Below are 24846 nucleotides of genomic sequence, written 5' to 3'. Positions count from 1 at the left end.
ACTTAGCAGTAAACAACAATGAAACACTTGAAATATATATTGCTCGTACTGGTTATTGCCGGCATGAGCGCTTGCAAAAAGACTTTCCTGGATCAGGAACCTTATGGTAACGCTATACAGGCCAATACTTTTTATAATACAGTTGATGAAGCCAGTGGCGCAACGATTGCATGCTACAAATACATTGACTTTGACGACTGGTGGCAGACGCAATGGTGGAAGCAAGTAGGCGGCGAGGCCGCCTCCGATAATGAGTGGATCGGTATCAACGGTGGGCAGGGCACGGCAGTACAGGCCGCGCATTACACATTAAATGCCGAAAATGATCGTATTGAGGCACACTGGATCGAGATCTACAAAAGCATTTATATTTTCAATGCTACGATTGAAGGCATTCAGAAATCGCAGATTGACGACGCTACCAAACAGAAGCTTATCGCCGAGATTAAGTTTCTGCGGGCTTTCCAATATTTTGAGCTGGTAAGAAACTGGGGCGGGATTCCGCTGATCACTAAGACACTGGGCCCTCAGGAAAATACCTACAGCAGGACCAGCGCCGCCGATGTGTACAATTTCATTAAACAAGATCTTAATAGTGCTATTAGCATTTTACCGAATAAATCACAGTATAGCGCCACAGATAAGTTCCGCGTATCAAAGGGAGCAGCGCAAGCACTGCTGGCCAAGATTGACCTGTATACCGAAGATTGGGCAGGAGCTCAAAATCTGACCGGCCAGATCATCAGCTCTGGTGAATACAACCTGGAAACGTTTTTTGGTAATATATGGCAAACAACTAATCATAACGGACCTGAGTCTATTTTTGAAATACAATATCAGTATTCTACCCAATATCCAAACCTGGGCAACATTTTTCCTACAACCTCCATGCCTGGGACCGAAGGCGGATGGGGATATTTTACGCCAACCAGCGATCTTGAAAATGCCTTTAAATCTCAGGCAGACAGTGTAAGGTTAAACTGGACGATCATGCGCCAGGGCTTCCCGGTTGCCGGCGATCCGGCCAATACCTCATTCAATGCCAATCCGGCACAATGTAAATCTGCCAGGTACAACCGAAAAGTTTATGTACCTCGCGGTGAAAGAACACCGAACGGCCGCTTTTCAAAAGATCATATTTACCTGAGGCTGGCAGACGTTTACCTGATGAATGCTGAAGCTGCCGCTATGCAGCAGCAGTCGGCCCAGGCTTTACAGTCAATGCGTGCGGTTAGGAACCGCGTTGGCCTCACTACCGATATGACACTTACCGGCTGGAACCTCATCAACGCTGTGCGATTGGAGCGCAGGCTCGAAATGGCCCTGGAAGGAGATCGTTTGTATGACATCAGGCGATGGAAAGATCAAAGCGGACAACCAGTGATCAACAGCATTTTAGGACCGAACGGAAGTTTTGTTAAATACAATACACAACAAAGCAAAGACCCATATGAAACTAAGAACCTGAACGAGCCTCAAAATAAGGGTGCTAATTTTATTGCAGGAACACATAATCTATGGCCTATCCCATCAAAGGAAATTATTGCCTCGAACGGAAAGATCACACAAAACCCGGGATATTAGCAGATAGCCGCCGGCATGCCGGCGTCTTTAAATAACTATTATGAAAATAAATTTGCGATCAGCACTGCTGTTCATGGTAATGCTGGGGGTATCAAACTCATTCAGCTGCGCTAAAAAAACAGGAATTAAAAAAGGAGACGACGGTTGCATCGTTAATGGCGTTAATATATGCAATACCGGCCCGGCCCGCATCACTATCAATTTGGGAAATGAGCAGCAAACGATGCAAAGCTTTGGTGCCTCTGATTGCTGGACAACCAAATTCATCGGAAAGTGGAATGATGTTACCAAAAAGAATCAGATTGCTGATTACCTGTTCAGCATGGAAGCCGATCAACAGGGCAATCCCAAAGGTATTGGCCTTACACTTTGGCGCTTCAACATCGGCGCCGGGAGCTATGAACAAGGTGCGGATAGCGGAATACCGGATGAGTTTCGCCGGGAAGAATGCTTTCTGGATGCAAATAATAATTATAACTGGAACAAACAAGCAGGCCAGCAATGGTTCCTGTCGGCGGCGAAAGCACGTGGTGTAAAAAACTTCCTGGCATTTTCTGTTTCGCCACCGGTACAGTTCACGCAAAATAATAAAGCTTATGGTTTGGCTAACAGTCATCTGAACCTGACAGAAAGCAAGAAAAATGCTTTTGCAGATTTTCTGGTTAGCGTTTTAAAGCATTTTGAATCAAGCAGTACCCCTTTTAATTATCTCAGCCCCTTTAATGAACCTCAGTGGAATTGGGGAGAAAATCCATCGCAGGAAGGCACTGGTGCTACCAATGCTGAAATTGCAGACTTTATACGCCTGTTGGGCCCGAAGATGAAAGCTGCCGGCTTAGCAACTACGATATGTCTTGGTGAAGCCAATCAATGGAATTCGCTGGATGCTAACAACAGCGATGGTCGCGGCGATCAGCTCAACCAGTTCTTTAACAAAAGCTCCGCTAATTATATAGGCGATGTCCCCTCGATGGAGCACTTACTATCAGCACACAGTTATTTTACTACCTGTCCGGGCGCCGATTTGATCAGTTACCGGCAACACGCAGCAGATAAGCAAAAGGCTGTTGACCCAAGTCTTCATCTTTGGCAGTCAGAGTTTGGTATATTAGGCGATATTTGTGGTCAGTTAAATGGTTACCCGAAAAATACCGGTATTGATTACGGCTTGTATGTGGCCAAAGTTATTCATCATGACCTTACGGTGGCCAATGTAACTTCATGGCAGTGGTGGCTTGCCGTTGATACTTATAATTATAGTGACGGGCTTGTATACATTAACGACCCATCTGGTGGATATGACCTGAACAGCATGAAAACAAATGGCCTGGTTAGTGATTCAAAACAATTGTGGTGTTTGGGAAATTATTCACGGTTTATCAGACCGGGGATGATCCGCGTAAATGCAGCATTAAGCGATGTTACCGATGCTGTACTGGCAACAGGAACACAAATGGTTTCCGCATACAAAGATCCCGCTTCAAAACAATTGGTTATTGTGCTGATAAATATGAGTACCGAAAGCAAACAATACACGGTTGATCCGGGTGGTTCACAATTGGCCGGAAATACATTTGATATGTACACCACAACAGCTCTCAAAAATCTTAAAAAATCAACAACTCCCGTCGGGACAATAACACTTGAGCCCCGTTCTGTTACTACTTTAACCGCTCACTATCAATGATGCAGTATTCTTTAAAAAAAACATTTTTCTTGCTCGCGGCACTGGTAGCAAGTTCCACCATTTCGGCGCAGGTTAAACCAATCCCGGTTGCCGGCAAATGGCTGTACAGACTCGATTCGCTCGACAAAGGTTTGGATCAGAAATGGCAGCAACAGCAATTTACTAATAGCATATGGCTGCCTGGCACCTTAGATGACGCCGGTATCGGAGCGCCTGTAAAGGTGGATACAACTGTGCTGAGCAAGGACATCATGCTGCATCTGTCCAGAAAACACAGGTACACCGGTGCCGTTTGGTATCAGCGCAGCATAAATCTAACCAGCCGGATGGCCAACGCCCTGCTGTCGCTTGAAAGGGTGATCTGGAAAACCGATTGTTGGATAGATGGCAAACCAGCCGGGACACAGGAAAGCCTGATTGCACCACAAGTTTTCAAATTAGGCCCTCTGGCAGCAGGCAAACATGTGATCACCATTCGCGTAGACAATCGCAAGCAGCATGACATCAGCGTAAATGACTTTGCCCATGCCTACACCGACGGTACACAGATCATTTGGAACGGCGTTATCGGAAAGATGCAGCTGATCGACATAGGCAAACAAGTTATTAACCAGGTACAGGTATACTCCTCGCTGGCCAATCACAGCGTAAAGGCGGCTATCAGCCTGGGCGGTTCCCATAGTGGCGATACTTATCTGCGGGCTTTCCTCCTTTCCGGAAAAAAGATCGTTAAACAAACCAGCCCAACTGTTATTCAACATAATCAGGAGGAAATTAGCCTCCAGGTTCCGGAGGCGCAATCATGGGACGAATTTCATCCGCGCCTATACAGTCTTCGCACGGAAGTAATTGACAGCAAGGGACAAGTTTTGGATGCCAGGACTCAAAGTTTTGGCTTCAGGGATATTAACGCGACCGGGAACGAGCTTCGTATCAATGATCGTCCGCTTTTTCTGCGCGGTACGCTTGAATGCAATATTTTTCCGCTGGAAGGCCACCCGCCAATGAATACAGCCGGCTGGCTGAAGGTGTTTAAAACCGCTAAAGCTTACGGACTGAACCATCTTCGCTTTCATTCATGGTGCCCGCCCGAAGCAGCATTTCAGGTGGCCGACTCGCTGGGTTTTTACCTGCATGTTGAGCTGCCGCTATGGGTACTAACTGTGGGCAAAGACCCAAAAACATTGACTTACCTGGAACAGGAAGCCGAAAATATTATCCGGAATTATGGCAACCACCCTTCATTTTGTTTTTGGAGCATGGGTAATGAACTGGAGGGGGATTTTGGATGGCTGGAGAAACTGGTGCGTAAGTTAAAGCAGGAAGACAACCGGCATTTATACACCACAACCACCTTCAGTTTTCAAAAAGGGCATGGCAAAAATCCGGATCCTGCCGATGATTATTTTATTACCCAGTACACGGAAAAAGGATGGGTACGGGGACAGGGTATTTTTAACACCAACCCGCCCGATTTTAAGACAGATTACAGTAAAGCGCTGAAAGGGACAACGGTGCCCCTTATTATTCACGAAGTGGGCCAGTATTCTGTTTATCCGGATCTTGAAGAAATAAAAAAGTATACAGGGGTTCTGCGGCCATCTAACTTTGAGGCGGTACGGAACAACCTCCGCAAAAAAGGAATGCTTGGATTAGCCCCCGATTATCTTAAAGCCAGCGGAACACTGGCTGTTCAGCTTTACAAAGAAGAAATTGAACGCGCGTTGAAAACCAAAGGTGTTGGCGGGTTTCAATTGCTTGACCTTCATGATTTTCCGGGACAGGGAACAGCACTCGTTGGGATTTTAAATGCTTTCTGGGATAGTAAAGGATTGGTTTCGTCGACTGACTTTAGCAAATTCTGTGGGCCGGTGGTGCCATTGATCCGTTTTGAAAAAGCTGCCTACAGCAATAATGAGCATTTTTATGCTGCTGCCGAAATTGCCAACTATAGCGACCGGCAAATAAATGGCGAAGTTCTCTGGTCAGCAATTTCATCAGATAAGCACTTTAATCTCCGTGGTTCGCTTGGCCGGCAGTCTATCGCTATTGGCAACGCTTCTGCGGGAAGTTTCTCGATAGATCTCAGCAAAATCGACCGGGCTTGTGAATTACAGATCACTGTGAGCATAGCCAATACCGGTTATACTAATTACTGGAAAATTTGGGTTTACCCAGATAAAAAGCCGGAATCTTTTAGTAACGTTATCTTTACTACATCCATCGACAGTGCCCTTAGTTATCTGCAAGCGGGGCGAAAAGTATTGCTTAATCCGGATACCGCCAACGTTAAAGGTATCGACGGCCGTTTCGCTCCTGTTTTCTGGAGCCCGGTCCACTTCCCCGATCAACCAGGCAGTATGGGCCTGCTCATCGACAAGAAAAGTAACGCCCTGGCTGATTTCCCTACAGACTTTTATACGGATTGGCAATGGTGGGACCTGGTGACCCGTTCCCGGTCGCTGATACTTGATAAATTAGGAGCTCCTGCAACGCCGATAGTCCGGGTGATCGATAACTTTTTCAGGAACCGTAACCTGGCAACGCTGGTTGAATTCAAGGTTGGTTCGGGGAGCTTAATTCTTTGTACAATGGATCTTCATAGTCAATTAACGGAACGGGCAGCGGCAAGGCAGCTCCGATACAGCTTGTTACATTATGCGGCCGGAAATACATTCCAGCCGGTACAGGAGATCAGTGCGGGCGATCTGCGCAGGTTATTAGATAACTAAAACCGAACCTGGAATACGGAAAGGTTATCAACAAACAGGCGGCCCCCTCCGCCTGTTTGTATTCGTTAAATGCTCTTAGTTCCCCGAAGGCGCTCCCTGAACATCGTCATCACTGATACTCCGTTTGTTTTTCTTAACCGCTTCTTTCAGCTTGCCGAAGCGGTAATTAAGGCTGGCATTCGCCAGGCTTGGTTAACCAAACCCGTAAACCGACCTTGTAACTACCCATCGTACTGGCTTGGCTGTGTAGATCTCGTTCTTGATTGGGATTGCTGATGAAGTTCAGAATCCAACTAACATTTTGGGCTTAGCAGAAGCGATCACTTCTGTTTTATGCATAAAAACGCCCCCAAATAGTACCTAACTTTTTGGGGTAGTAAATTCAAAACAGGCCCTTCACCGGGCAGTTACTATTGTCTTTATGGTAATGAGAATGCAACAACCCGTAATGAAGGTGTTATTCCCCTTTCAAACTTTTCACCGGATTTGTTAATGCAGCCTTGATTGCCTGGTAGCTTACTGTCAAAACAGAAATCAGCAATGTCAGCGCGGCGGCGATTACAAATACCCAGATATTAATGGAAATCCGGTAACTATATCCTTTCAACCATTGGAACATTAAATACCACGCTATTGGCGCAGCGATGCAAAATGAGATTATGACCAGCTTCAGAAAATCCCTGGAAAGCAATGTGGTCACGCTGGCAACAGATGCGCCAAGCACTTTTCTGATGCCGATTTCTTTGATACGGTTTTGCGCCATGTAAGCCGCCAGGCCAAAAAGTCCGAGACAGGATATAACGATTGTCAATCCGGCAAACAGGCTGGCCAAAGTCCCGATACGCTGCTCATCGCCAAACTTCTTGGCGTACTCCTGGTCAACAAAACTATATTCAAACGGGTAATCCGGGTTGTATTTCTTAAATATAGCTTCAGCGCGACGCAGGTTTTCTTTTGTCGAATTAGCGTTATTAAGCTTGTAGTGAATGATATTGAACCAGGAACTGGGGCCTTCAATCAGCATATGTTGTACAGGTTCATAAGGCGAGCTTATAATAAAGTCTTTGATAACTCCAACAATATGCCATGTTTTGATGTCTTTACCCTCGCCCTGGGTAACTAATTTACCAACCGGATCTTTCAGGTTCATGATCTTCACCGAAGCCTCATTCACCAGCATGGCGGTTGAATCTGTCGGGTAGTTTACCGGGTCGATATCCCTGCCTGCAACAAGCTTAAGGCCCATGGTTTTAATAAGGTTTCCGTCCGAAGTGTAAATAATAAAATCAACCTTGTTCTTGGGCTGTGAACCTGGCCAGTTAAAACCCCAGCTATCGCTGTATCGCTGGGTTATAGGCGAATTTGTTCTGGACACAGAAGTTGCAGCACCACTGGAAAGCAATTCATTTCTGATGGATTGATAGTGCTTCGAGATCTCGCCGGACATAAATGTGTAAACAAGGTTATCTTTCTTATACCCCGTATCCCTGTCCTGGGCGTATTGTAATTGCTGGCGGATAATGATGGTACAAATGATCAATACCACCGCAAAAGTAAACTGAATGACCACCAGCAATTTACGCGGTGTAACCAAAGCATTTGCCGCCTTAAAAGTACCTTTCAGTACAGCTACAGGCTTGAATGACGACAGGTACAATGCAGGGTAACTTCCTGAAATTATACCGGTTACCAGTATAAATCCAATTGCGGTGAGCCAAAAGTAGGGATTACTATATGGTACATATAATTGCTTTTGGGTAAGCTGGTTGAAACCCGACATACTGATTTGTACAATGACGATAGCAAAAATACCGGCAATAAGTGCAATCAAAACAGATTCACCTAAAAACTGCCAGATTAACGAGCCCCTTAATGCGCCTACAGTTTTACGGATACCTACCTCCCTTGCACGCGTCTCGCTCCTGGCCGTACTTAAATTCATGAAATTTATACAAGCAATAACGAGGATCAGTACAGCGATCAGTGAAAATACCCTGACACGTTCAATTCTCCCACCAACTATCACCCCATCCTTAAACTGCGAATACAGGTGCCATTTGGTTGCGGGGTGCAAAAACTGCTGAATATCCTTGGTATCGGAATGGTTCCTGGTAAAGTTCAATACAGCGGCATCAGCATGAGCTTCCGTTACGCCGGGTTTTAAAAGAACAAACGTTTGGATGGAGTTATTGCCCCAGTATTCATCATCCTGCCCTATCTTTTTTAGATATGACCAGGGAATAAGGTATTCAAAATCAAACCGGGTATTATTCGGCAGGTCTTTCATCACCCCCGTCACTTTAAAATAAGCGTTACTATCTATTTTAACTGTTTTGCCGAGCGCATTTTCCTCTCCGAAAAGTTTCTTTGAAAACTTTTCAGTGATAACTATGCTATGAAGATCGTTCAAAGCGGTCTTGGGGTCTCCATTAATTAATGGAAAACTAAACATGGAAAGAAAATCCGGATCAGTAAAATCGCCTGTTGCAGTCAAACGTTTATCGCCAATGCTAAACAAAAAACTGGCATCAGTTACCCTGGCTACTTTTTCCAGTTGGGGCAGTTCCGCTTTCATCACCTTACCCATGATTTTAGGAGTGGTTTCCCAGCTCCATAATTTACCGTCAAATTTAGAGCGGTTATATACAGAGTAAAGACGTTCCCGTTTTTCATGGAACTGATCATAGCTAACCTCATTCTGGATCCACAACAAAATCAGCGCTGCGCTGGCCATGCCTATTGTCAATCCGAGGATATTGATCAGGGAGAATGTTTTTTGACGTAAGAGGTTGCGCCAGGTAATCTTTAAGTAGTTTTTTAACATATGATCAGGCTTTAATAATCATAAGACGCCGGCATTAAGGTTTTAGTTGCACTGTTTTTCTTTTTTCTGCTAAAACAATGTATTGCGGTATTGCACAACACCGTAATACATTGTTTATACTTTTACATCAGAAATTGTAAACCGGCCTATCTTTGATAAATAATACATCCCCATTAATTTTCCGATTAATTTAGGATCTTTACCACTACGCAATAATTAATGCCGGTAACGGATCGAACTATGTATTGATAAAAGTCCGATGTACCAATTACGTTTATTGTAAAAAACTAATACCAATGACAACTTTAACAGAATTTAAAGCATCATTAAATTTAAAACAGCCTGTTAACGGACTCTCTGCACAGCTAAAAAGCCTTTGGTTTGATGGTAAAGGTGACTGGCATCAGGCTCATGCACAGGTTGATCATCTGACAGATCAGGCATCGGCTTGGGTACATGCCTATTTGCACCGTAAAGAAGGTGATATTGGAAATGCTGATTACTGGTATAGCAAAGCGCGGCAAGTACGCCCCAACCTTTCTTTGGAAGAGGAATGGGAGCAATTGGTATTGCAATTCCTTTGATCGGATAAACCTTACCATATCCCTTTTACAGGCATAGTAAGACAATTATAAACTGCCTTTCGAGTTTATTAAAAGCCTTATTAATGATACGCTCTTCATCAATGAAAATTCCTGCCCTTATGAAAAGCACTCTTATTGGGGATATTTCGCGGATCAGGTGAAGGCATCGAGGTTTCATCCCCCCTGGACAAGCTCAGCAAAGAAGGCTGTTCATCAGGTACAGCCGTTAGTTTACCCAATAAAGAATTGAGATTATAACAGCGGCGTACCACCACATGGATCACTTCGCCCTCAACCTGTAAATGCCCATCTACCAGGAGCAGTTGCGACTGAACGATCTCTTTGCGGTATTTGTCAAAAAACTTACCCCAAACCACAAGATTGGCAAAGCCGGTTTCATCTTTGATGGTTACGAATACCACACCTTTGGCCGTCCCCGGCCGCTGCCGCACGGTGATCATCCCGGCAACACGAATTTTTTCGCCATTCTTCAACGATTGGATCCGGTTGAGTGGCATAACCTGCAGCCGGTTCAAATCTTCCCGCACAAAACTTACCGGGTGCGCTTTAATGGATAAACCGGTGGAAGCGAAATCCTGTACCACGTGCTCACCCGCGGTCATTAGTGGTAATTCAATTTGCTCACCTGCGCTGGCCGAAGGCAAGCTTTCCAGCAATGCCACGGGGCGATCACCTAAAGCAGCTACTTCCCAAAGCGCCTGCCTGCGGTCGAGGCCGATAGAGCGGAATGCATCCGCATCAGCCAGTTTCTCCAAAGCTGCCTGCGAAATCCCGACATTTGACAAATCGATAATATGTTGATAAGGTGCATTCTCAACCAGGATATTCATTTCTTCTTCTTTTAGCCCTTTCACCAACCGGAAACCTAAGCGTAATATCTTATATTTTCCGGCCTGTTCTTCCAGCGAATGATCCCAGGCCGAGTAGTTAATATCCACGCCACGAACAAAAACGCCATGCCCGCGCGCATCGTCCACGATCTCAGCGGGCTGATAAAAGCCCATCGGCTGGCTATTGAGCAAAGCAGCGGCAAAAGCATCCGGATAATAATACTTCAGCCAGGAAGATATATAAACCAGCAACGCAAAAGAAGCGGCATGGCTCTCGGGGAAACCATACCCCTCAAAACCTTGTAACTGCTTAAACACCCGCCTCGAAAAATCTTCCTCATAACCACGCGCCACCATACCCTCCACCAGTTTCTTTTCGTACAGGTATAACTTGCCATTCGCTTTAAAAGTCGCCATGCTCCGGCGCAGCTCATCAGCCTCGGCCGGTGTAAAGCCTGCGGCAACAATAGCGATCTCCATCGCTTGTTCCTGAAAAAGCGGAACACCTAAAGTCCGGCCTAAAATATCTTCCAGTTCCGTGGATGGATACACTACCTGTTCTTCGCCATTACGCCTGCGCAGGTAAGGATGCACCATATCACCCTGTATGGGGCCGGGCCGCACAATAGCCACCTCGATCACGAGGTCATAAAAACATTGGGGCATCAGTCTTGGCAGCATAGACATTTGCGCCCGGCTCTCAATCTGGAATACCCCAAGTGTATCCGCATGACCTATCATTTCATAAACTTTGGGGTCGTCCTGCGGGATATTGGCTAAGGTAAGTTTTCGGCCATAATGTTGTTTTATCAGGTCAAATGCTTTGCGGATCATGGTGAGCATACCCAATCCTAAAACATCCACTTTCAAAATGCCCAACGCTTCCAGGTCATCTTTGTTCCATTCCAGTTGGGTTCGGTTCTCCATGCGGGCATTGAGCACAGGGCACAGGTCGGATAGTTTGTTATCGGTAATAACAAAGCCACCGGTATGCTGACCCAATTGCCGCGGGAAACCCATCAGCAGTGTCGTCAACTCCAGTACTTTGTATATCAATGGATCGCCCGGGTTAAGCCCCTGTTCCTGTAAACGCTTTTCATCAAAACCTTCTTCACTGAAATCCCATATCGTACCACCGATACGTTTAATCGTATCTTCAGATAAGCCCATCGCCTTGCCCACATCACGAATTGCTCCTTTATGCCGCTCCTGCGTAACGGTAGCTACAATAGCCGCGTGTTCCCGGCCATAATCCTCATAAATATACTGGATGATTTCCTCGCGGCGTTCATGCTCGAAATCCACATCGATGTCAGGCCATTCCTCGCGTGCATCTGACATGAAACGGGAAAAAAGCAAACGTGACTTCATCGGGTCGACTGCCGTAATGCGCAAACAATAACATACCGTTGAATTGGCTGCAGAACCCCTGCCCTGGTGCAAGATTTCGAGCTCTTCTGCTTTCCGGGTGTATTTATATACGCGGAGAAAATAAGGCGCCAGCCTGCGCTTTTCGATAAAGGCCAGTTCAAAATCTATCTGCTTACCTATCTTAGGCGGTATATACTCACCATAACGTTCATGTGCACCTTCCCATGTGTATTTTTTTAACCTTTCCTGTGGCGTTAATCCGTCAAAGATCTTTTCTTCAGGCTCGATGTATTTTAATTCGTCCAGCGAAAAAGTACAGGCTTCGGCAATAGCAAGCGCATTTTCAATTGCTTCCGGATATTGCCTGAAGATCCGGTGTATTTCTTCAATAGGTTTCAGGTAGCGTTCCGCATTCTGATGCAGCCGGTACCCTGCGTTGTTGATAGTGCATTTCTCCCGGATACAGGTCAATACATCCTGTAGTTCCCTCCTGTTCGGTTCATGATAATGCACATCACCAGCAGCAGTCAAAGGTATACCCATGCCGGCTAACCTGTGCAGCCGTTTGGCATCATCGCCGCTGTAAGAACGTAGGGCAGCCATGTATAAGGCATTCCCGAAAGCTTGTTTATATTCTGCTACTGCTGTTTTAAACTCACCGGTAAAATCAAACCGCGCGTTGAGCTCATCGGGCGGAATGATGATAAACAGGATGCCTTCCCGGTGTTCATACACATCTGCTTTATATAAATGGCATTCACCTTTTTCAGCACGCAGATTACCCCTGGTGAGCAAGGCCGAAAGCCGGCCGTAAGCAGCAATGTCAGTAGGATAAGCCAGCAGGCCCGGCCCATCCAGCAAGTCCAGGCGACAAGCGGGAATAAATTGTACAGGTAGTTTTTTTGCGGCAATATGCGCCCGGACAATACCGGCCAGGCTATTCCGGTCGGTAACCGCTATGGCCGTATAACCATGAACCACAGCCTGCTCAACCAGTTCCTCCGGGTGAGATCCACCGCGCAGGAAGCTGAAATTGGAGGTACAATATAATTCCGCGTATTTCATCATCAGGCAAAAAATCCGTGTAAATACCATTGGGCACCTCCGCTATCATAATGCCCCGAACGGAACAGCCAATAACGGCCCCCATGCTCATCCTCCACCATATAATAGTCGCGGTGCTCACCTTTGTCCAGCCACCATTCCCGTTCAATACGTTCCGGGCCGTCTGCTTTGTCCACAACATGGCGCTTACCCTTATAGATAAATATTTTTGGCGGATAATCCGGCAATAAAGCCATAACTTCAATGGCTTCCGGTTTGCTGAGCAAGCGTATTGGTCTTGGCTTGTCAGCCCGCCAGCCGGCCAGCGAGATATCTTTGAGTGAAAGAGCGGGCCGGATGGAACGTTCGGGCCAGTAATGCTCGGCAGGCAGGTAACGCATAATCCTTTCGGGGCCGATCTTTCCGGCAATCCGGTCAAGCAGTTCGGCCAGTGCGGTATCCTGCAAGCCCGGATCCCCCAGCCATAGCTTTTCCTGCAAGGGGTCGATATCTTCTACTTTTTGTGCTTCCAGCAGAAACAGCTCAATACCCAAAGCAGGTTCAATCTTGCTGATCTGTAAACCAAAGAGCTTGAATAAATGGGAAACACTATGTGAGCCACGCGTGGTTGTTATCCCCGCTTGTACCATTTTACCATCAATCCGGAAACATTTCAGCACGACCTTACGCACACCTTTTCCTTCAGCTTGCAAGCGGCTACATAGGCCTTGCAATAGTTTTTCAATGCCAATTTCTATGGCTTTATCCGTTCGTACCGGCTCCAGGCAGGGCAGCCGCTCAACATAAGGCACGGGCGGGATAATCGGGGCCAGGTATTCATCAGTAGTACCCAAAGCCTGGGCAAGCCTTAACAAAAAGCCTTCACCAAAACGCCTACGCAGCACGGTACGTGGCATGGTCATAAAACTTTTAACATACCGGAAGCCGAGTTTATACAGTTTGTCCAGTATTGCCGGTTCCAACCTGAGGGCGGCCGGAGAAAGGCCGGCAATGGCTTCCGCCTGCCCACCGCTTTCAATGATGGGCCTGATTTTACCATACCGGGCAATAGCCCAGGCTGCGCCAACAGTATCGGCAATAGCAGCCCGTGCATCGTAGCCCATACCCCTTAATTTAAGTACAACGGTTTTTAAATATCCTTTTTCACCACCCCATAGATGTGCACAGCCGGAAATATCAAGGGTCAAACCATCGGGCAGGTCAATAGCCACAACCGGCGTATAGCGGATGCACCATAAACCCAAATGCCGGAGCAGCTTACTTTCCTGGCCCAACGGAAAATCAATAACCTGTAAATTAGTGGTAATCGCTTTGGCATCTGCTGCCGGCATCCCTGCACGAACACCTTGTGCTTCGGCTTCGGGATTAGCCGCCCTGACAATCATACGGTTATGTTCGGGCACAACCAGCACAAAGGGCTGATCTTTTAATTCCGGCTGCCGGAGTGTCAGCCAGTCTGTCACCAGGTGACGAAACCAAATAGCCATATACCTGTGCTGCATAACTCACCCCGCTTTCCGTTTAAATGGTTTAGCTGTTTGCTCTTTTTCCACCTGTTTGAATTTACCTTCTGCCCATTCTATGATCCAGGTACCCGGATGCCCGTTACGGACACGTAGTAGTTCTACCTCCCAGCGCGGAAAACCAAGACCAGGCAAATCGTCAACCGGCTCGCTCGGCAAAGATTTCACCTGCCACCGGGCAGCGCAAGCCGTTGAACCGATCTTTTTAACGGCATTACGCAGCACAAACCCGGTAACGTGACTTTGCTCAACAGCCAGCTGAAGCCTGCGCGATTGTTTAAAATCCAGTTCCCGCGCTTCTGCCACAACTGCGGCAAGCCCTGCGCATTTCAGCGCTTCTTCCATCACCCATAAGGCTTCCTGGTCTTTGGTCACCCGGATAAAGATCAAGCGGCTGGGTTCTATACCAAAGCCGCTTAACGCCGGTGGGAAGATGTTTCCGGTGAGGCTGATCCATAAACAGGCCCCGCCATTTTGCATAAACACCGAGAGCAGGCCGCTAATCAATCCGCTGGAAGCAGTAGCCTGTTCGGTGGTACTGCAAACCAGTTCATGCACTGTACCTAAAGGAAAAACGCCGTTGGGGAAAGCTGTTTCCACTGCCCCCAGGCCTACCAGCCCCTGTGTACCTGTAGGCGGTGGCCTATAGCCCTCCCATTGCAAAATATTCTTTTGCAGGCTGTTAATCAGTGTTTTTCGGTCATTTGCCGTTTCCATCGTGTTTGTACCAAATAGGGAGTACAAATTTAATGCTAAAAATATTAGTATTTTATATATCTTTGAGAAAAAATTTCAAATGCAGGAATTGTTGGTCAAAACGTATTTAAAAAGCGAGGTTAAAGCCTGGCTTAAATACCGCGATGGTTCACGGGAAGTGGTGAAAATTGTACCAAATACAGGGCAAAAGCACGCTGTACAATGCTATGAGATCTATACGGCTTATGATCAGCCGCCCGTTTACATGGGCCGTATTTTATTTGACGCGAAGGGTTACTGGATCTACGACGGCGATGTACTGCAACCAGGAGAACAGGAACAATTGGCCCATTTTATAACGACTTATGTGGAAAGGATTTAGTGATGGAACAATTGACATTATTTGCCGAAACCGGGCAAAGTAAAGGATTGCCTAAGGATTTGCTGGAATACCAGCCCGGTTTAATTGATCCGACAACGGGTGACTGGCTGTTAGAAAAACTGATCAGGGAAACACCCTGGAAACAAACAACACAAAAACTTTGGGATAAGGAATACCTGACACCAAGGCTCACCTGCTGGTATGGAGACAAACCAAATACGCTGTTGAAGGCTTATCCGAAGGCCTGGCGCTGGAACTCGCTCCCTTTAACATCAAGGTTACCGCCCGGGCACCCGGCCTGTTCCGCACACAGTTCCTGAATGCCCAGAGTTATTCTCTGACCAAAGAGTCGATCTCCGACTACCAGACTACCACGGCAGGCCAGATGAAGGCTGTACCGGAAGCACTGCACTGCACCAACCCGGCGACCCCGCCAAACTGGCGCAGGTGGTACTGGAACTGGCGAACACTGAAAATCCGCCGCTTCATTTACCGGTCGGAAAGGACTCCCTGCAAACTTACCGCAGCAACCGTGATAAAGTTAGCCAGGAAATCGAAGCCTGGGCCGGTAAATGCACACCTACTGAACTCACCGCCTGAATTGCCTGCCATAAAACGTAACCTCATCAACAAGGAACTATGGCTTTACGTTATCGCCACCCTTCGTTATCTGCCCAAAACTATTATTACGCTACAGGTAGACGGGCTATTGTTTTACAGCCCGCAAAAGCAGACGGAGATCCGGCGGCGGGTGCAAGGCCTGAGCCCGATCTGAACGGGTGTGGGGGACGATGGCTGCAACGCAGATGTTGCACCACCTCAACCTTTCGCTGGGCGGGGCATTGGGTTATTTCAGCCTTTGGGATGAGAGTTACGGGCTCAGTCGTACGATATTCAAATGGTTACTGGTGGACTTCTTTCCTGAGCAGTCGCGGGGACTGCGTATGCCCCTGAATTTTGTGATACCCCATTACGAGCAATTTTATTTTGAGCAGGAGCAAAAGCTGTTGTTGGATATCCTGGACAAAGCCTGGATCACGCCAACCGAAGCCTGGGGGCCGCATCCCCTGTTCGGCAGGCTGACTCGCAGACAATGGGGTAAATTGGTGCTGATCCATATTGATTATCATTTAACACAATATAGTGCCTGATCTTTTTTAAATTAGTCTTCATGAAACACTTCCGCTCACTAAGCGAGATGCACAGCGAGAATGGCCTGCCAGAACCGGAGCACCCCATGCTTAGCCTGCTGGAGATTACGCCCGGCCTGGTCCTGAACTTCCGGGAATTCACCTGTGATTTTTACATGATCGGCCTGAAAAATATCAAAGCCGGGCACTGGCTTTACGGGCGCACACGCTTCGATCACGAAAAAGGCTCGATGGTGTTCTGGAAACCCCGCCAGGTTATCGAAATAAATAACCTGGAGCTGGAAGAAGGCGGCTATATCCTGTTGTTCCATGAAGACTTTTTATTGGGCAGCGCCCTGCAGCGCGAGATCGGTCGGTATGCCTTTTTTGACTATGAAGCGGATGAAGCCTTACACCTGGCGCCCAAAGAAGAAAAAATCATCATGCGTCTCTTCGAATCGATCGATACAGAATACGATAATAACCAGGACGAGTTTAGCCGGAACATTATACTGGTCAATATCGATTCCTTATTGAAGTACGCTGAGCGTTTTTATAAACGGCAGTTTATCAACCGCCGGGAATTAAGCGGCAAAACGGTTTCGGCTTTCCAAAGGCTGCTGGACGATTTCATCCGCCAGGACAAATTGATGAAAGAGGGGCTGCCCTCAGTATCCGCACTCGCCGCCGAGCTGAACATGTCGCCACGTTACCTCAGTAATGCGCTGAAGTTGGAGACCGGGAAAACCGCGCAGGAACTGATCCATATTGCGCTCATCTCGGTCGCTAAAAACCGGTTGCGGGAATCTGACGACCATGTTTCAGAAATTGCCTATTCTCTCGGGTTTGAGAACATGTCTTACTTTTCCCGGCTGTTCAGGAAAGAGGTGGGCCAAACTCCGAAAGATTTTAAAAAGACGCTGTTGAATTAAAGCCAATTGCCTGAACTGCTTCAAGGCACTTTTTTAAACAGGATCTACAAGTTGGACGGCCGATTCGCCTCCGTATCAAACCTTATTCATCTACACGGCGCGCGCGCCAGAACATCAGGTCGCCCAGAACATAGATCATTTTTAAACCGAATATCACTACGCCGTATGCGATGGAAATATGGGCATGGTTGTAATTACGCACGAACTGTAGCAACTATTGTTATGGCCGACTACATCACCGACTTAGTTAGATATCTCTACACCTGCTATGATTGCGGGCACCAAAAAATCAATTTTAAAAGAATTTAGACCAGATGAATCTGGATATATCGCAGGCGGTACCTATAGGCCTGATATTAAACGAAGCTATCACCAATAGTATCAGATATACATTTAATAAAACCGGATGAGAAATACTTGTTAATGTGAAGCTGTCGGCACCAGAAACCATCGCCTTACTTATTAGTGATAACGGCAACGGACTGCCTCCTGATTTTAATTTAACCGAGACCTCATCATTAGGGATGGAGATGATGAAGGGCGCTTAGTAAGCAATTGGGAGGTAGTTTTTAAATAACAAGCAACCATGGCTATATGTTCTTGTTGCGTTTTTCTTTTAACTCATTGACCAATCCTTCTGTAAGCGATTTGCTGAACGTGTCGTACCCGTTAATCAGAGTGGCTTTAACACCATGATTGGTTGAAAATATAAAATATACGATCGCTTCATCAGATGGATCAGACATCATGGTATTCATTGTTTTTTATAAATATAGGTATTGTTAATGCTTAGTCCCAGTTGCCTGATAACGTAACATCCATGTCTTTATTTTTGACATCCATCTCTAACGGAAAGATGATTTTATAACTATCCATATTCATTTTTTGCGAACTAATCAAACCTGTAGAGTCGGCCCACAACTGCACTATACATGTTTGTTTATATAGCGCTTGTTTGAGGCTCGAAGTTATACCCAGCGTAACAGGCAATGGCAGGTTTGACGGATATGAAGCAGATTTACCGATAACTCGCTGCTGATCTGCGGCGTCAACAATCCTGACGTAAACATGCTGCAAGCCGGAGTTTTTGTTTGTGTAGGCGTTTATGGTAACCGTTTTTAATTTAAAGTTTTGGTTATCTTTTTGGCATGCAGTTATACTGACGATGATAATAGCCAACAGGGTTATATATTTCATTTGTTGTTTAATATTAAATAATTAGATTATGCAGGTACAAGCCGGCGCGAACGCAGGTAAACTGCTGTACGATTTAGATAAGGGAATAAAGCAATAAGCAGCAAGGTTGCGACCAACATCATTGACATCATCTCGTAATAATCCATAGCGAACCTGATTTGGATTTGCTGATTAACGGCGCCTACCAATTGCTTGTTTGCGCCTTTACTGGCTTGCTTTAACGAGAGACCCTTTGACAACAGTTCGGTCCCACGCGTGGCCAGCGCGTGCAATGCAAACCGGTCAACTTTTGTTAGATGGTCCTGAAATGCATTGTAATGCCGGCTTTTTTCGTAGAGCTCGCAAAAATTGATGATCGCAGCACTAACACAGAAGCCAACATACCCCATAGTTGAACATATCGAAGTTGCTGACGGGCCAATTGCAACAGGCACTGCAGAGATGGCATACACAATAGTGGGTACCATGATCATCCCCACGCCTATCCCCTGCATAAAAAGCGGAGCGTAAAAGTTCTTTTCATTTGCCTCTGTAGCAAACAAAAAGAACATAATGACGTGAAAAGCCAGCAATAATATAAAGCCCGGAAACCAGATAAACCTGATATTTTTTTTCTGCAGGATCATAGCACCGGAAATTATAATACCAATTATGAGGCCGCCCAGGTTGCAACTGTTTATATAGCTTACGTGAATAGGATCAAGCTTAAGCACACCTGTAAAAAATGAATTGGTGATATTAACCGCAAACCGACATATATAAAGTATTAAGATGAGAAAGGCCGCGAACTTAAAATTGCGAAAGCGAAATATACCCAGATGCAGATATGGTCTTTTTAAACCTCTTTGGCGTACAATGTAAATCAGCGTGCTAACTATCATAGCGGCAACGCTATAGTAAATGCGGGCATCATCCAACCAATAATATTCCTGCCCATAAATACTAATATACCCCAGCAAAGTGAGCATGATGCTCCAAAACACAAAACTCTGCCAGTCGAGTTTGTATAAGTGAAAGCGGGCGTTCAACCTTACGTTATTCATACACAGCATGATAAGGCACAAGCATGGCAGGTAAGAGAACAATGCGCCCTTGTAAACCAGGTTAAAATTATAAGAGTCTATCAAATCGGCGGTAACCAAATTGGTAAAGGGCAGAATACATATCAGCATTCCGAAAAAAACCGAGAAGCTTATTTCGCGGGCCCTTTCGCTGTGCAGGCGGGTAAACATGAGGGATAAAGACAGATTTACTGTACTGGAGAACAACATCCCCTGGAAAAAACGGATCGGGAATAATATATAAAGATCATTGGTTAAATAACATACCAGTGTTGTCAGCAACTCCAACATGGTAAAAATGATAAAATATTCTTTTGCTGCCAGGAAGTTAAAGAATCGCCGTTCAAGGCTGTAAAAGGCTATATACCCGGCATAAAACAAAGCTACCGCAAATTGTATATCTGCCGGTTCGCTGCCATAATAGCCTGCTGCCGCATTGATGTTTCCAAATGGCAGAAAAAAAAGCACCAGCGTGGGCAGGATAAGTGAAAACAGTATGATCTTAATAGCCCAGCCCGGAACCCAGCGTCTAAAAATTGGAATCCCCCTATCCATGGCGCTGCTGTTTTTTTGGAACGTAAACATTAACATTCATACCCACTCTAAGCATGGCCAGCTGCTTTTTTTCAGCATCGACCCTGATACGTACCGGCACACGCTGAACAATTTTCACATAGTTACCGGTAGAGTTATCCGGAGGCAGCAACGAGAAGCTGGAACCGGTCGCGGGCGACAATGAAATGATAGTGCCCTTAAACTCCTGGTCCGGAAATGCGTCGGCAACAAATTTTACGGTATCACCTATATGCATGCCGGCAATCTGGGTTTCTTTGTAATTGGCTATCACCCATTTGTCAGTTTCGTTATCAACTATATAGGCCAGCACTTCGCCAGCATTAATCATTTGACCAACCTCTACCGTACGACGTCCCATTCTTCCATCATATGAAGCCCTGATAACGGTATATTCAACATCAAGCATGTTGCGGTCAAGCAAAGCTTTTAAACGTGCAATTTCTGCCCTTAATACCGTCTTTTCTGCTATAATATCGTCTATTTTTGATTCTGCGGCTCCGTAGTTTTCCTCTGCCGACTGGAAATCGCTATTGTTTACATCCAGGGTAGCCTGAACATTTTCAAGCTGTTGTTTAGTAGCTGACTCCTCTTTATAAAGGCGCAAATAACGTTCAAAGTCAAGCCGCTGTTTCCAAACTTTTGCAGCGCTTGCTTTAATTTGAGCTTTAGCAGAACCGGCAGTTTTTTGCGTGGTGTGTATGTTACTTTTTAATACCTCTAACTGTGCCTCGGCTTTTTGTATAGCTGCCCGGGTCTGCGCAACTTGTAAAGTGTACTCCCGGTTATCTATAATTAATAAGGTATCTCCCTTTTTTACCGGCTGGTTCTCTTCAAACTTTACGGCCACTATAAAACCTCCCGCACGCGATATAACAGGGTTTACGTACTCCTGTACCTGTGCGTCATTAGTTTGCTCATACTCACGATACTCCCAAAGAGTAAATACGGCCCAAATTGCCAGGGCTATAATGGTAAGGCCGGCTATCCAACCGGTTATCTTGGTAATAATTCGATCTGTTACTATATGCTTTTTTTTCATATTAAAGTACGCCGGTGATGTTTTGAAGTAGATAATATTTGTTTTGAGCCACAATACGTGCGGTTGCCAGCTCAAAGCGCGTTTGCAGCACCTGCACATCGGCATCAAGCAAGTCTGTAATTAATGAAGTTTGATTGAAATATGTATTTTTAATAATGCGGGCATTTTCCTGTGCATGGGCCACATCAACCTCGGCCACACCAATTTGCACCAGCGATTCCTTATATCGTAAGTAAGCCTCTTTAACCTGTTGCCGTACTTTGTCCTCAATGTCTTTATGAGTGGTTTCTTCTTTATCAAGCTCCAGTTTAGCCGAGTTCACTTTATGCCTGTTTTGATAAAGTTGCGATAGCGGCATAGTAGCCCTGATACCGGCAACACCAAGCGAGTACCAGGCAGGATTGTAAGGAAATAGGAATATTTGCGGGTTAGCGTATGAAAAATCGCTGTAAAGCCCAACCTTTGGCTGGTAGTTGGCTTTTACCTGGCTAAGATGCAGTTTACTAACCTGCGTTTGCTTTTCAGAAATATGGTACGCAAAGGAATGTTCCATTGCGTCGACGAGGTATTTTTCATAAGGCAATTCTTGCACGTCAACTGAATCGAACTCTGTGGGGATGATCACACTTTCATCCGGTTCGCCCATAATGATGTTTAGTTTCTGTGTAGCGATAAGAATATCATTCTCTATGGTTACCAAAGCCATCTTACGCCTGGAAAGATCCAGTTCAACACGCAGCACATCGCTTTTTAAGACCACCCCATTTTTTTGAAGGGCTTTTATCTCCAACAATTGCTTTTCCTGATCGGCAATATCCTTAATGATCAGTTTCCTGAAGACCAAGGCCTTTTGAAGATCAAGATACAGCGCGGCCGTTTTATACCTGATGACAGAGATCGCTTCGTTATTATGGATAACCGCAATCTGGTACAATAGCTTATTCTCTTCAATTTTAAGGTTAAGCTTATTGCCATTATAAAGGTTCAGATAAAAATCGGCCCCCGCTTTGTATAAAGTGTGTATAATTTCGTGTTCCTGCGTGTGCGAAGAAAAAAGGCCATTTTCATAAATGGGCATATTGGTTGCCTTTTCAATGCTGCCAAGCAAACTTACTTCGGGCAACCGTTCCATTATTGCGTCTTTAATCTCCTCGTCAGCAATCAAATTGGCTTTTCTGGTAATCTCAATCTGCCTGCTGTTTTGTTCGGCTTTGCGCCAGGCCTCCGGCAATGTAAGGAAGGCAGTGTTTTTAGACTGGCTATATGCGCTATTGGCGGTTAACAAACCAGCAAATGCGATCAATATTTTACTGTAGTACATATTTGTTGCAAAAATATGCCTCTCACAACTGTTCGCTTTCGCCTAAGTTGCCAATATTTTCATCATTCCGGCCAATTTTTATTAACTTTGAATTGCGATGATATTCTAATGACGAAGATTGGATTAATAGCTTCCCTCCCCGAAATTGATAATAAGCCGGATTCGGTTTTTGTGATGCATGAAAGATCAGAGAAGTTAATCCCTTTTCATACCCATACCAAGGGCCAGTTAAGCTACGTTGAGGGCGGTCTGGCTTACATCACTACACAAAACAAAACCTATGTAGTGCCTGCAAGGCACTACTTCTGGATTCCGCAGGGCTTGATACATGAACTTCGGGTGGGTGTTTTCGCAACAGCTTTAAGGTCACTTTATTTTTATTCCACCAACGACGACGCGAACGAATTTTATGGCAAACTGGGTATTTATCCGGCTAGCGAGTTGCTGATCCAAATGATCAATTATACCGAGCGTTGGGACGAACTCCATATAGGCATTGGCGATCGTAATTTCGATTTCCTGGTAGCGCTGAAGAATATGCTGCCCGACTTAAACAAAAGGTCGTTGCCTATTATGTTGCCCAAAACTGAACATGAGCTAATGCAAAAGATCATGAATTATTTAGAAAGCCATATAAGCGAAAAATTAGTTATAGCTGATGTAAGCGGACATTTTGCCATGAGCGAGCGGTCGTTATCGCGCCTGTTTCAGTCGCAATTACGTATTTCTTTTTTACAATATGTTAAGAGCCTGCGTATGATAACGGCGATAGAGATGATTGTTAAAACACAAAAACCTATCGCTGATATTGCTTTTGAAGTGGGGTATGCCAGTGTTGCATCATTTAGCGATACATTTTATGCTTTCACCTCATCACGTCCGTCTGACTTGCGGAGGCGTTGATCTGAAAAGTCAGCGGAACGGTCAAGCTTTCCCGCTACCGCTTACCTATACACCCGTACGCTTTGCACCTCCATGGTAGAATATCCAATCTCTACCTGGCTGTCTTAAATCCACCTGTCATAAAATAGATATCATTAAACCCTTGTCTTCATTTAACCCCATACAAAGGTCTGGGGCGCTAGCCCCATCCGACGAAACCATTAAAACAATTAAGTTCTGGTGCAATTTGGTCAACCTTTTGAGCAACTCTTATTCTGAAATACTGTCGGACTTGCTTAGCATCCACGGCGAAAAAACCCAAGGCCAGCTCTGATCAGCCAGTATTTCGCTTACGCAAAAACCGTTCATGTAATTTTCCTTAACCCGGATACACCGTGACCGTTCAAATTTGCACAGGCAAAAGTAAATTCCTGCCCGCGCTTATGTATGGAAATTTTCGGTGATTTAGCTAATAGATAGTAAGTTTAATCAATTCAATGAAGATTTGAATTGAGCAGGCGACAGCTGCGTTTTGGTCTTAAAAAGGCGGCTAAACGATTGCGGATGCCCGAATCCCAATCGATAGGCGACCTGGCTAATGCTCAATGTAGATGTTGCAAGTAATTCTTTAGATCTCTCGATCAGTTGCTCCTGGATGTGCTGTTGTGCGCTAAGCCCGGTAAGCGAGCGCAACATATCACTCAGGTAATTTGGTGTGTAGTTTAATCGATCCGCCATGTGCTGAACGGTAGGCAACCCTCTTTTTGTTGGCATTTCTTTTTGGAAATAACTGTTGAGTGCCGCTTCGAACCGCTGAAGCAGGTCGCTGGTGGCGGCCTGTCTCGTCAGGAACTGACGTTTGTAAAAGCGTTTGGCGTACGTCAAAAGCAATTCGATCTGCGCAATCACCACCTCCTGGCTGAAATCGTCGATGCGGCTGTTCAACTCTTCTTCAATGATCTTAAAAATGGATGAAACGGTCTTTCTTTCCTGTTCAGAAAGGTGAAGCGCTTCGTTTGATGAATATGAGAAAAAACCATACTGCCTGATCTTGGCAGCTAAGGGAAAACCTTGCAAAAAATCCTGATGAAAGATCAACGAATAACCTTCATTTCCTTTATATACGGCTGTGCTGCCAACCACCTGGTTAGGTGCGGTGAATACCATACTGCCTTCGTCAAAATCATAATAGCCCTGCCCGTATCTAAACTTGCCGCCCAGCTTTTCAATAAAGGATATCTTGTACAGAGAGGTCACGTAACTGACCGGTAAGCAGCTTAAATTGATCCGTTCGTCGCGTGTATCAAACAAGGTGATCAACGGATGCTTAGGCCCTGGGAGATTCAGCATACGGTGAACCTCTTTAATCGATTCTACTTTAGCGATTTTAGGCTTTTCTATTTTCATAG

General features: G+C 45.6%; 21 protein-coding genes. 10 read left to right on the top strand and 11 right to left on the bottom strand.

What is annotated here, in order from left to right; all coding sequences use genetic code 11:
* Positions 1-18: 18 nt before the first annotated feature.
* The 3 genes from BLS28_RS07255 to BLS28_RS07245 are packed head-to-tail and all read left to right on the top strand — an operon-like array spanning position 19 to position 6003.
* Positions 19-1584: a RagB/SusD family nutrient uptake outer membrane protein gene (locus BLS28_RS07255; RefSeq protein WP_091163996.1), complete on the top strand. Its 1566-nt coding sequence runs from the start codon at positions 19-21 to the stop codon at positions 1582-1584.
* A gap of 40 nt (positions 1585-1624) precedes the next feature.
* On the top strand, positions 1625-3271 hold the full coding sequence (locus BLS28_RS07250; RefSeq protein ID WP_256337365.1) for a glycoside hydrolase: 1647 nt from the start codon (positions 1625-1627) through the stop codon (positions 3269-3271).
* A complete protein-coding gene (locus tag BLS28_RS07245; protein WP_256337364.1) occupies positions 3268-6003 on the top strand; it encodes a DUF8487 domain-containing protein in 2736 nt (911 codons plus the stop codon). The genes BLS28_RS07250 and BLS28_RS07245 overlap by 4 nt, the downstream gene beginning before the upstream one ends.
* A gap of 457 nt (positions 6004-6460) precedes the next feature.
* Here BLS28_RS07245 and BLS28_RS07240 read toward each other — a convergent pair whose 3' ends face one another.
* The gene (locus BLS28_RS07240) at positions 6461-8827 is read right to left on the bottom strand and encodes an ABC transporter permease (protein WP_091163994.1); all 2367 of its coding nucleotides are present in this window, start codon (positions 8825-8827) and stop codon (positions 6461-6463) included.
* 296 nt (positions 8828-9123) lie between these two features.
* Here BLS28_RS07240 and BLS28_RS07235 point away from each other — a divergent pair, with 296 nt between their 5' ends.
* The gene (locus BLS28_RS07235; RefSeq protein ID WP_091163992.1) at positions 9124-9411 is read left to right on the top strand and encodes a hypothetical protein; all 288 of its coding nucleotides are present in this window, start codon (positions 9124-9126) and stop codon (positions 9409-9411) included.
* 98 nt (positions 9412-9509) lie between these two features.
* Here the strand turns inward: BLS28_RS07235 and BLS28_RS07230 are convergent, their stop codons facing one another.
* From BLS28_RS07230 to BLS28_RS07220, 3 genes are read right to left on the bottom strand one after another with little or no spacing between them, the layout of a single operon-like run.
* The gene (locus tag BLS28_RS07230; RefSeq protein WP_369596620.1) at positions 9510-12701 is read right to left on the bottom strand and encodes an error-prone DNA polymerase; all 3192 of its coding nucleotides are present in this window, start codon (positions 12699-12701) and stop codon (positions 9510-9512) included.
* On the bottom strand, positions 12701-14185 hold the full coding sequence (locus BLS28_RS07225) for a Y-family DNA polymerase (RefSeq protein WP_256337363.1): 1485 nt from the start codon (positions 14183-14185) through the stop codon (positions 12701-12703). The genes BLS28_RS07230 and BLS28_RS07225 overlap by 1 nt, the downstream gene beginning before the upstream one ends.
* Before the next feature lie 18 nt (positions 14186-14203).
* On the bottom strand, positions 14204-14938 hold the full coding sequence (locus tag BLS28_RS07220) for an ImuA family protein (protein WP_091163986.1): 735 nt from the start codon (positions 14936-14938) through the stop codon (positions 14204-14206).
* 79 nt (positions 14939-15017) lie between these two features.
* Between BLS28_RS07220 and BLS28_RS07215 the strand changes: the two genes are divergently transcribed.
* The 5 genes from BLS28_RS07215 to BLS28_RS07195 all read left to right on the top strand — a co-directional run bounded on the left by BLS28_RS07215 (position 15018) and on the right by BLS28_RS07195 (position 17361).
* Entirely contained in the window at positions 15018-15299 is a 282-nt protein-coding gene (locus BLS28_RS07215; RefSeq protein ID WP_143020710.1) for a hypothetical protein, read from the top strand.
* Between the two features lie 2 nt (positions 15300-15301).
* Complete coding sequence (locus tag BLS28_RS07210; protein WP_091163981.1) at positions 15302-15619, top strand: alpha-ketoglutarate-dependent dioxygenase AlkB family protein; 318 nt, start codon at positions 15302-15304, stop codon at positions 15617-15619.
* 65 nt (positions 15620-15684) lie between these two features.
* Positions 15685-16074 carry a hypothetical protein gene (locus BLS28_RS07205; protein WP_091163979.1) on the top strand — a complete coding sequence of 130 codons (390 nt, stop codon included), beginning with the start codon at positions 15685-15687 and terminating at the stop codon, positions 16072-16074.
* Positions 16075-16090: 16 nt separating this feature from the next.
* A complete protein-coding gene (locus BLS28_RS07200; protein ID WP_091163976.1) occupies positions 16091-16450 on the top strand; it encodes a DUF1569 domain-containing protein in 360 nt (119 codons plus the stop codon).
* 20 nt (positions 16451-16470) lie between these two features.
* Entirely contained in the window at positions 16471-17361 is an 891-nt protein-coding gene (locus BLS28_RS07195; RefSeq protein WP_091163972.1) for a helix-turn-helix domain-containing protein, read from the top strand.
* A gap of 82 nt (positions 17362-17443) precedes the next feature.
* On the opposite strand, the gene BLS28_RS31305 is transcribed toward BLS28_RS07195, so the two are convergent.
* From BLS28_RS31305 to BLS28_RS07175, 6 genes are all read right to left on the bottom strand, one after another.
* Positions 17444-17575 (bottom strand): hypothetical protein, encoded by a 132-nt coding sequence (locus BLS28_RS31305; protein ID WP_256337362.1) that lies wholly within the window; start codon positions 17573-17575, stop codon positions 17444-17446.
* A 376-nt stretch (positions 17576-17951) separates the two neighbouring features.
* Entirely contained in the window at positions 17952-18119 is a 168-nt protein-coding gene (locus tag BLS28_RS30755) for a hypothetical protein (protein ID WP_176844394.1), read from the bottom strand.
* A 31-nt stretch (positions 18120-18150) separates the two neighbouring features.
* On the bottom strand, positions 18151-18558 hold the full coding sequence (locus BLS28_RS07190; protein WP_091163970.1) for a hypothetical protein: 408 nt from the start codon (positions 18556-18558) through the stop codon (positions 18151-18153).
* Positions 18559-18584: 26 nt separating this feature from the next.
* Complete coding sequence (locus BLS28_RS07185) at positions 18585-20204, bottom strand: MFS transporter (protein WP_218134374.1); 1620 nt, start codon at positions 20202-20204, stop codon at positions 18585-18587.
* Complete coding sequence (locus tag BLS28_RS07180; protein ID WP_091163966.1) at positions 20167-21234, bottom strand: HlyD family secretion protein; 1068 nt, start codon at positions 21232-21234, stop codon at positions 20167-20169. Before BLS28_RS07180 ends, BLS28_RS07185 begins: the two co-directional genes overlap by 38 nt.
* 1 nt (position 21235) lies before the next feature.
* Positions 21236-22555, bottom strand: coding sequence for a TolC family protein (locus BLS28_RS07175; protein WP_091163964.1), 1320 nt, complete (start codon positions 22553-22555; stop codon positions 21236-21238).
* Positions 22556-22663: 108 nt separating this feature from the next.
* Here BLS28_RS07175 and BLS28_RS07170 point away from each other — a divergent pair, with 108 nt between their 5' ends.
* Positions 22664-23458, top strand: a complete 795-nt coding sequence (locus BLS28_RS07170) for an AraC family transcriptional regulator (protein ID WP_208057843.1) — start codon at positions 22664-22666, stop codon at positions 23456-23458.
* A gap of 468 nt (positions 23459-23926) precedes the next feature.
* Here BLS28_RS07170 and BLS28_RS07165 read toward each other — a convergent pair whose 3' ends face one another.
* The gene (locus BLS28_RS07165; RefSeq protein WP_091163962.1) at positions 23927-24844 is read right to left on the bottom strand and encodes a helix-turn-helix domain-containing protein; all 918 of its coding nucleotides are present in this window, start codon (positions 24842-24844) and stop codon (positions 23927-23929) included.
* Positions 24845-24846 lie beyond the last annotated feature (2 nt).

The sequence above is a fragment of the Mucilaginibacter gossypii genome, from assembly GCF_900100945.1.
Taxonomy (GTDB): Bacteria; Bacteroidota; Bacteroidia; order Sphingobacteriales; family Sphingobacteriaceae; genus Mucilaginibacter; species Mucilaginibacter gossypii.
The sequence above is the reverse complement of the archived record's forward strand: the minus strand, read 5'-3'. Positions and strand labels throughout refer to the sequence as shown.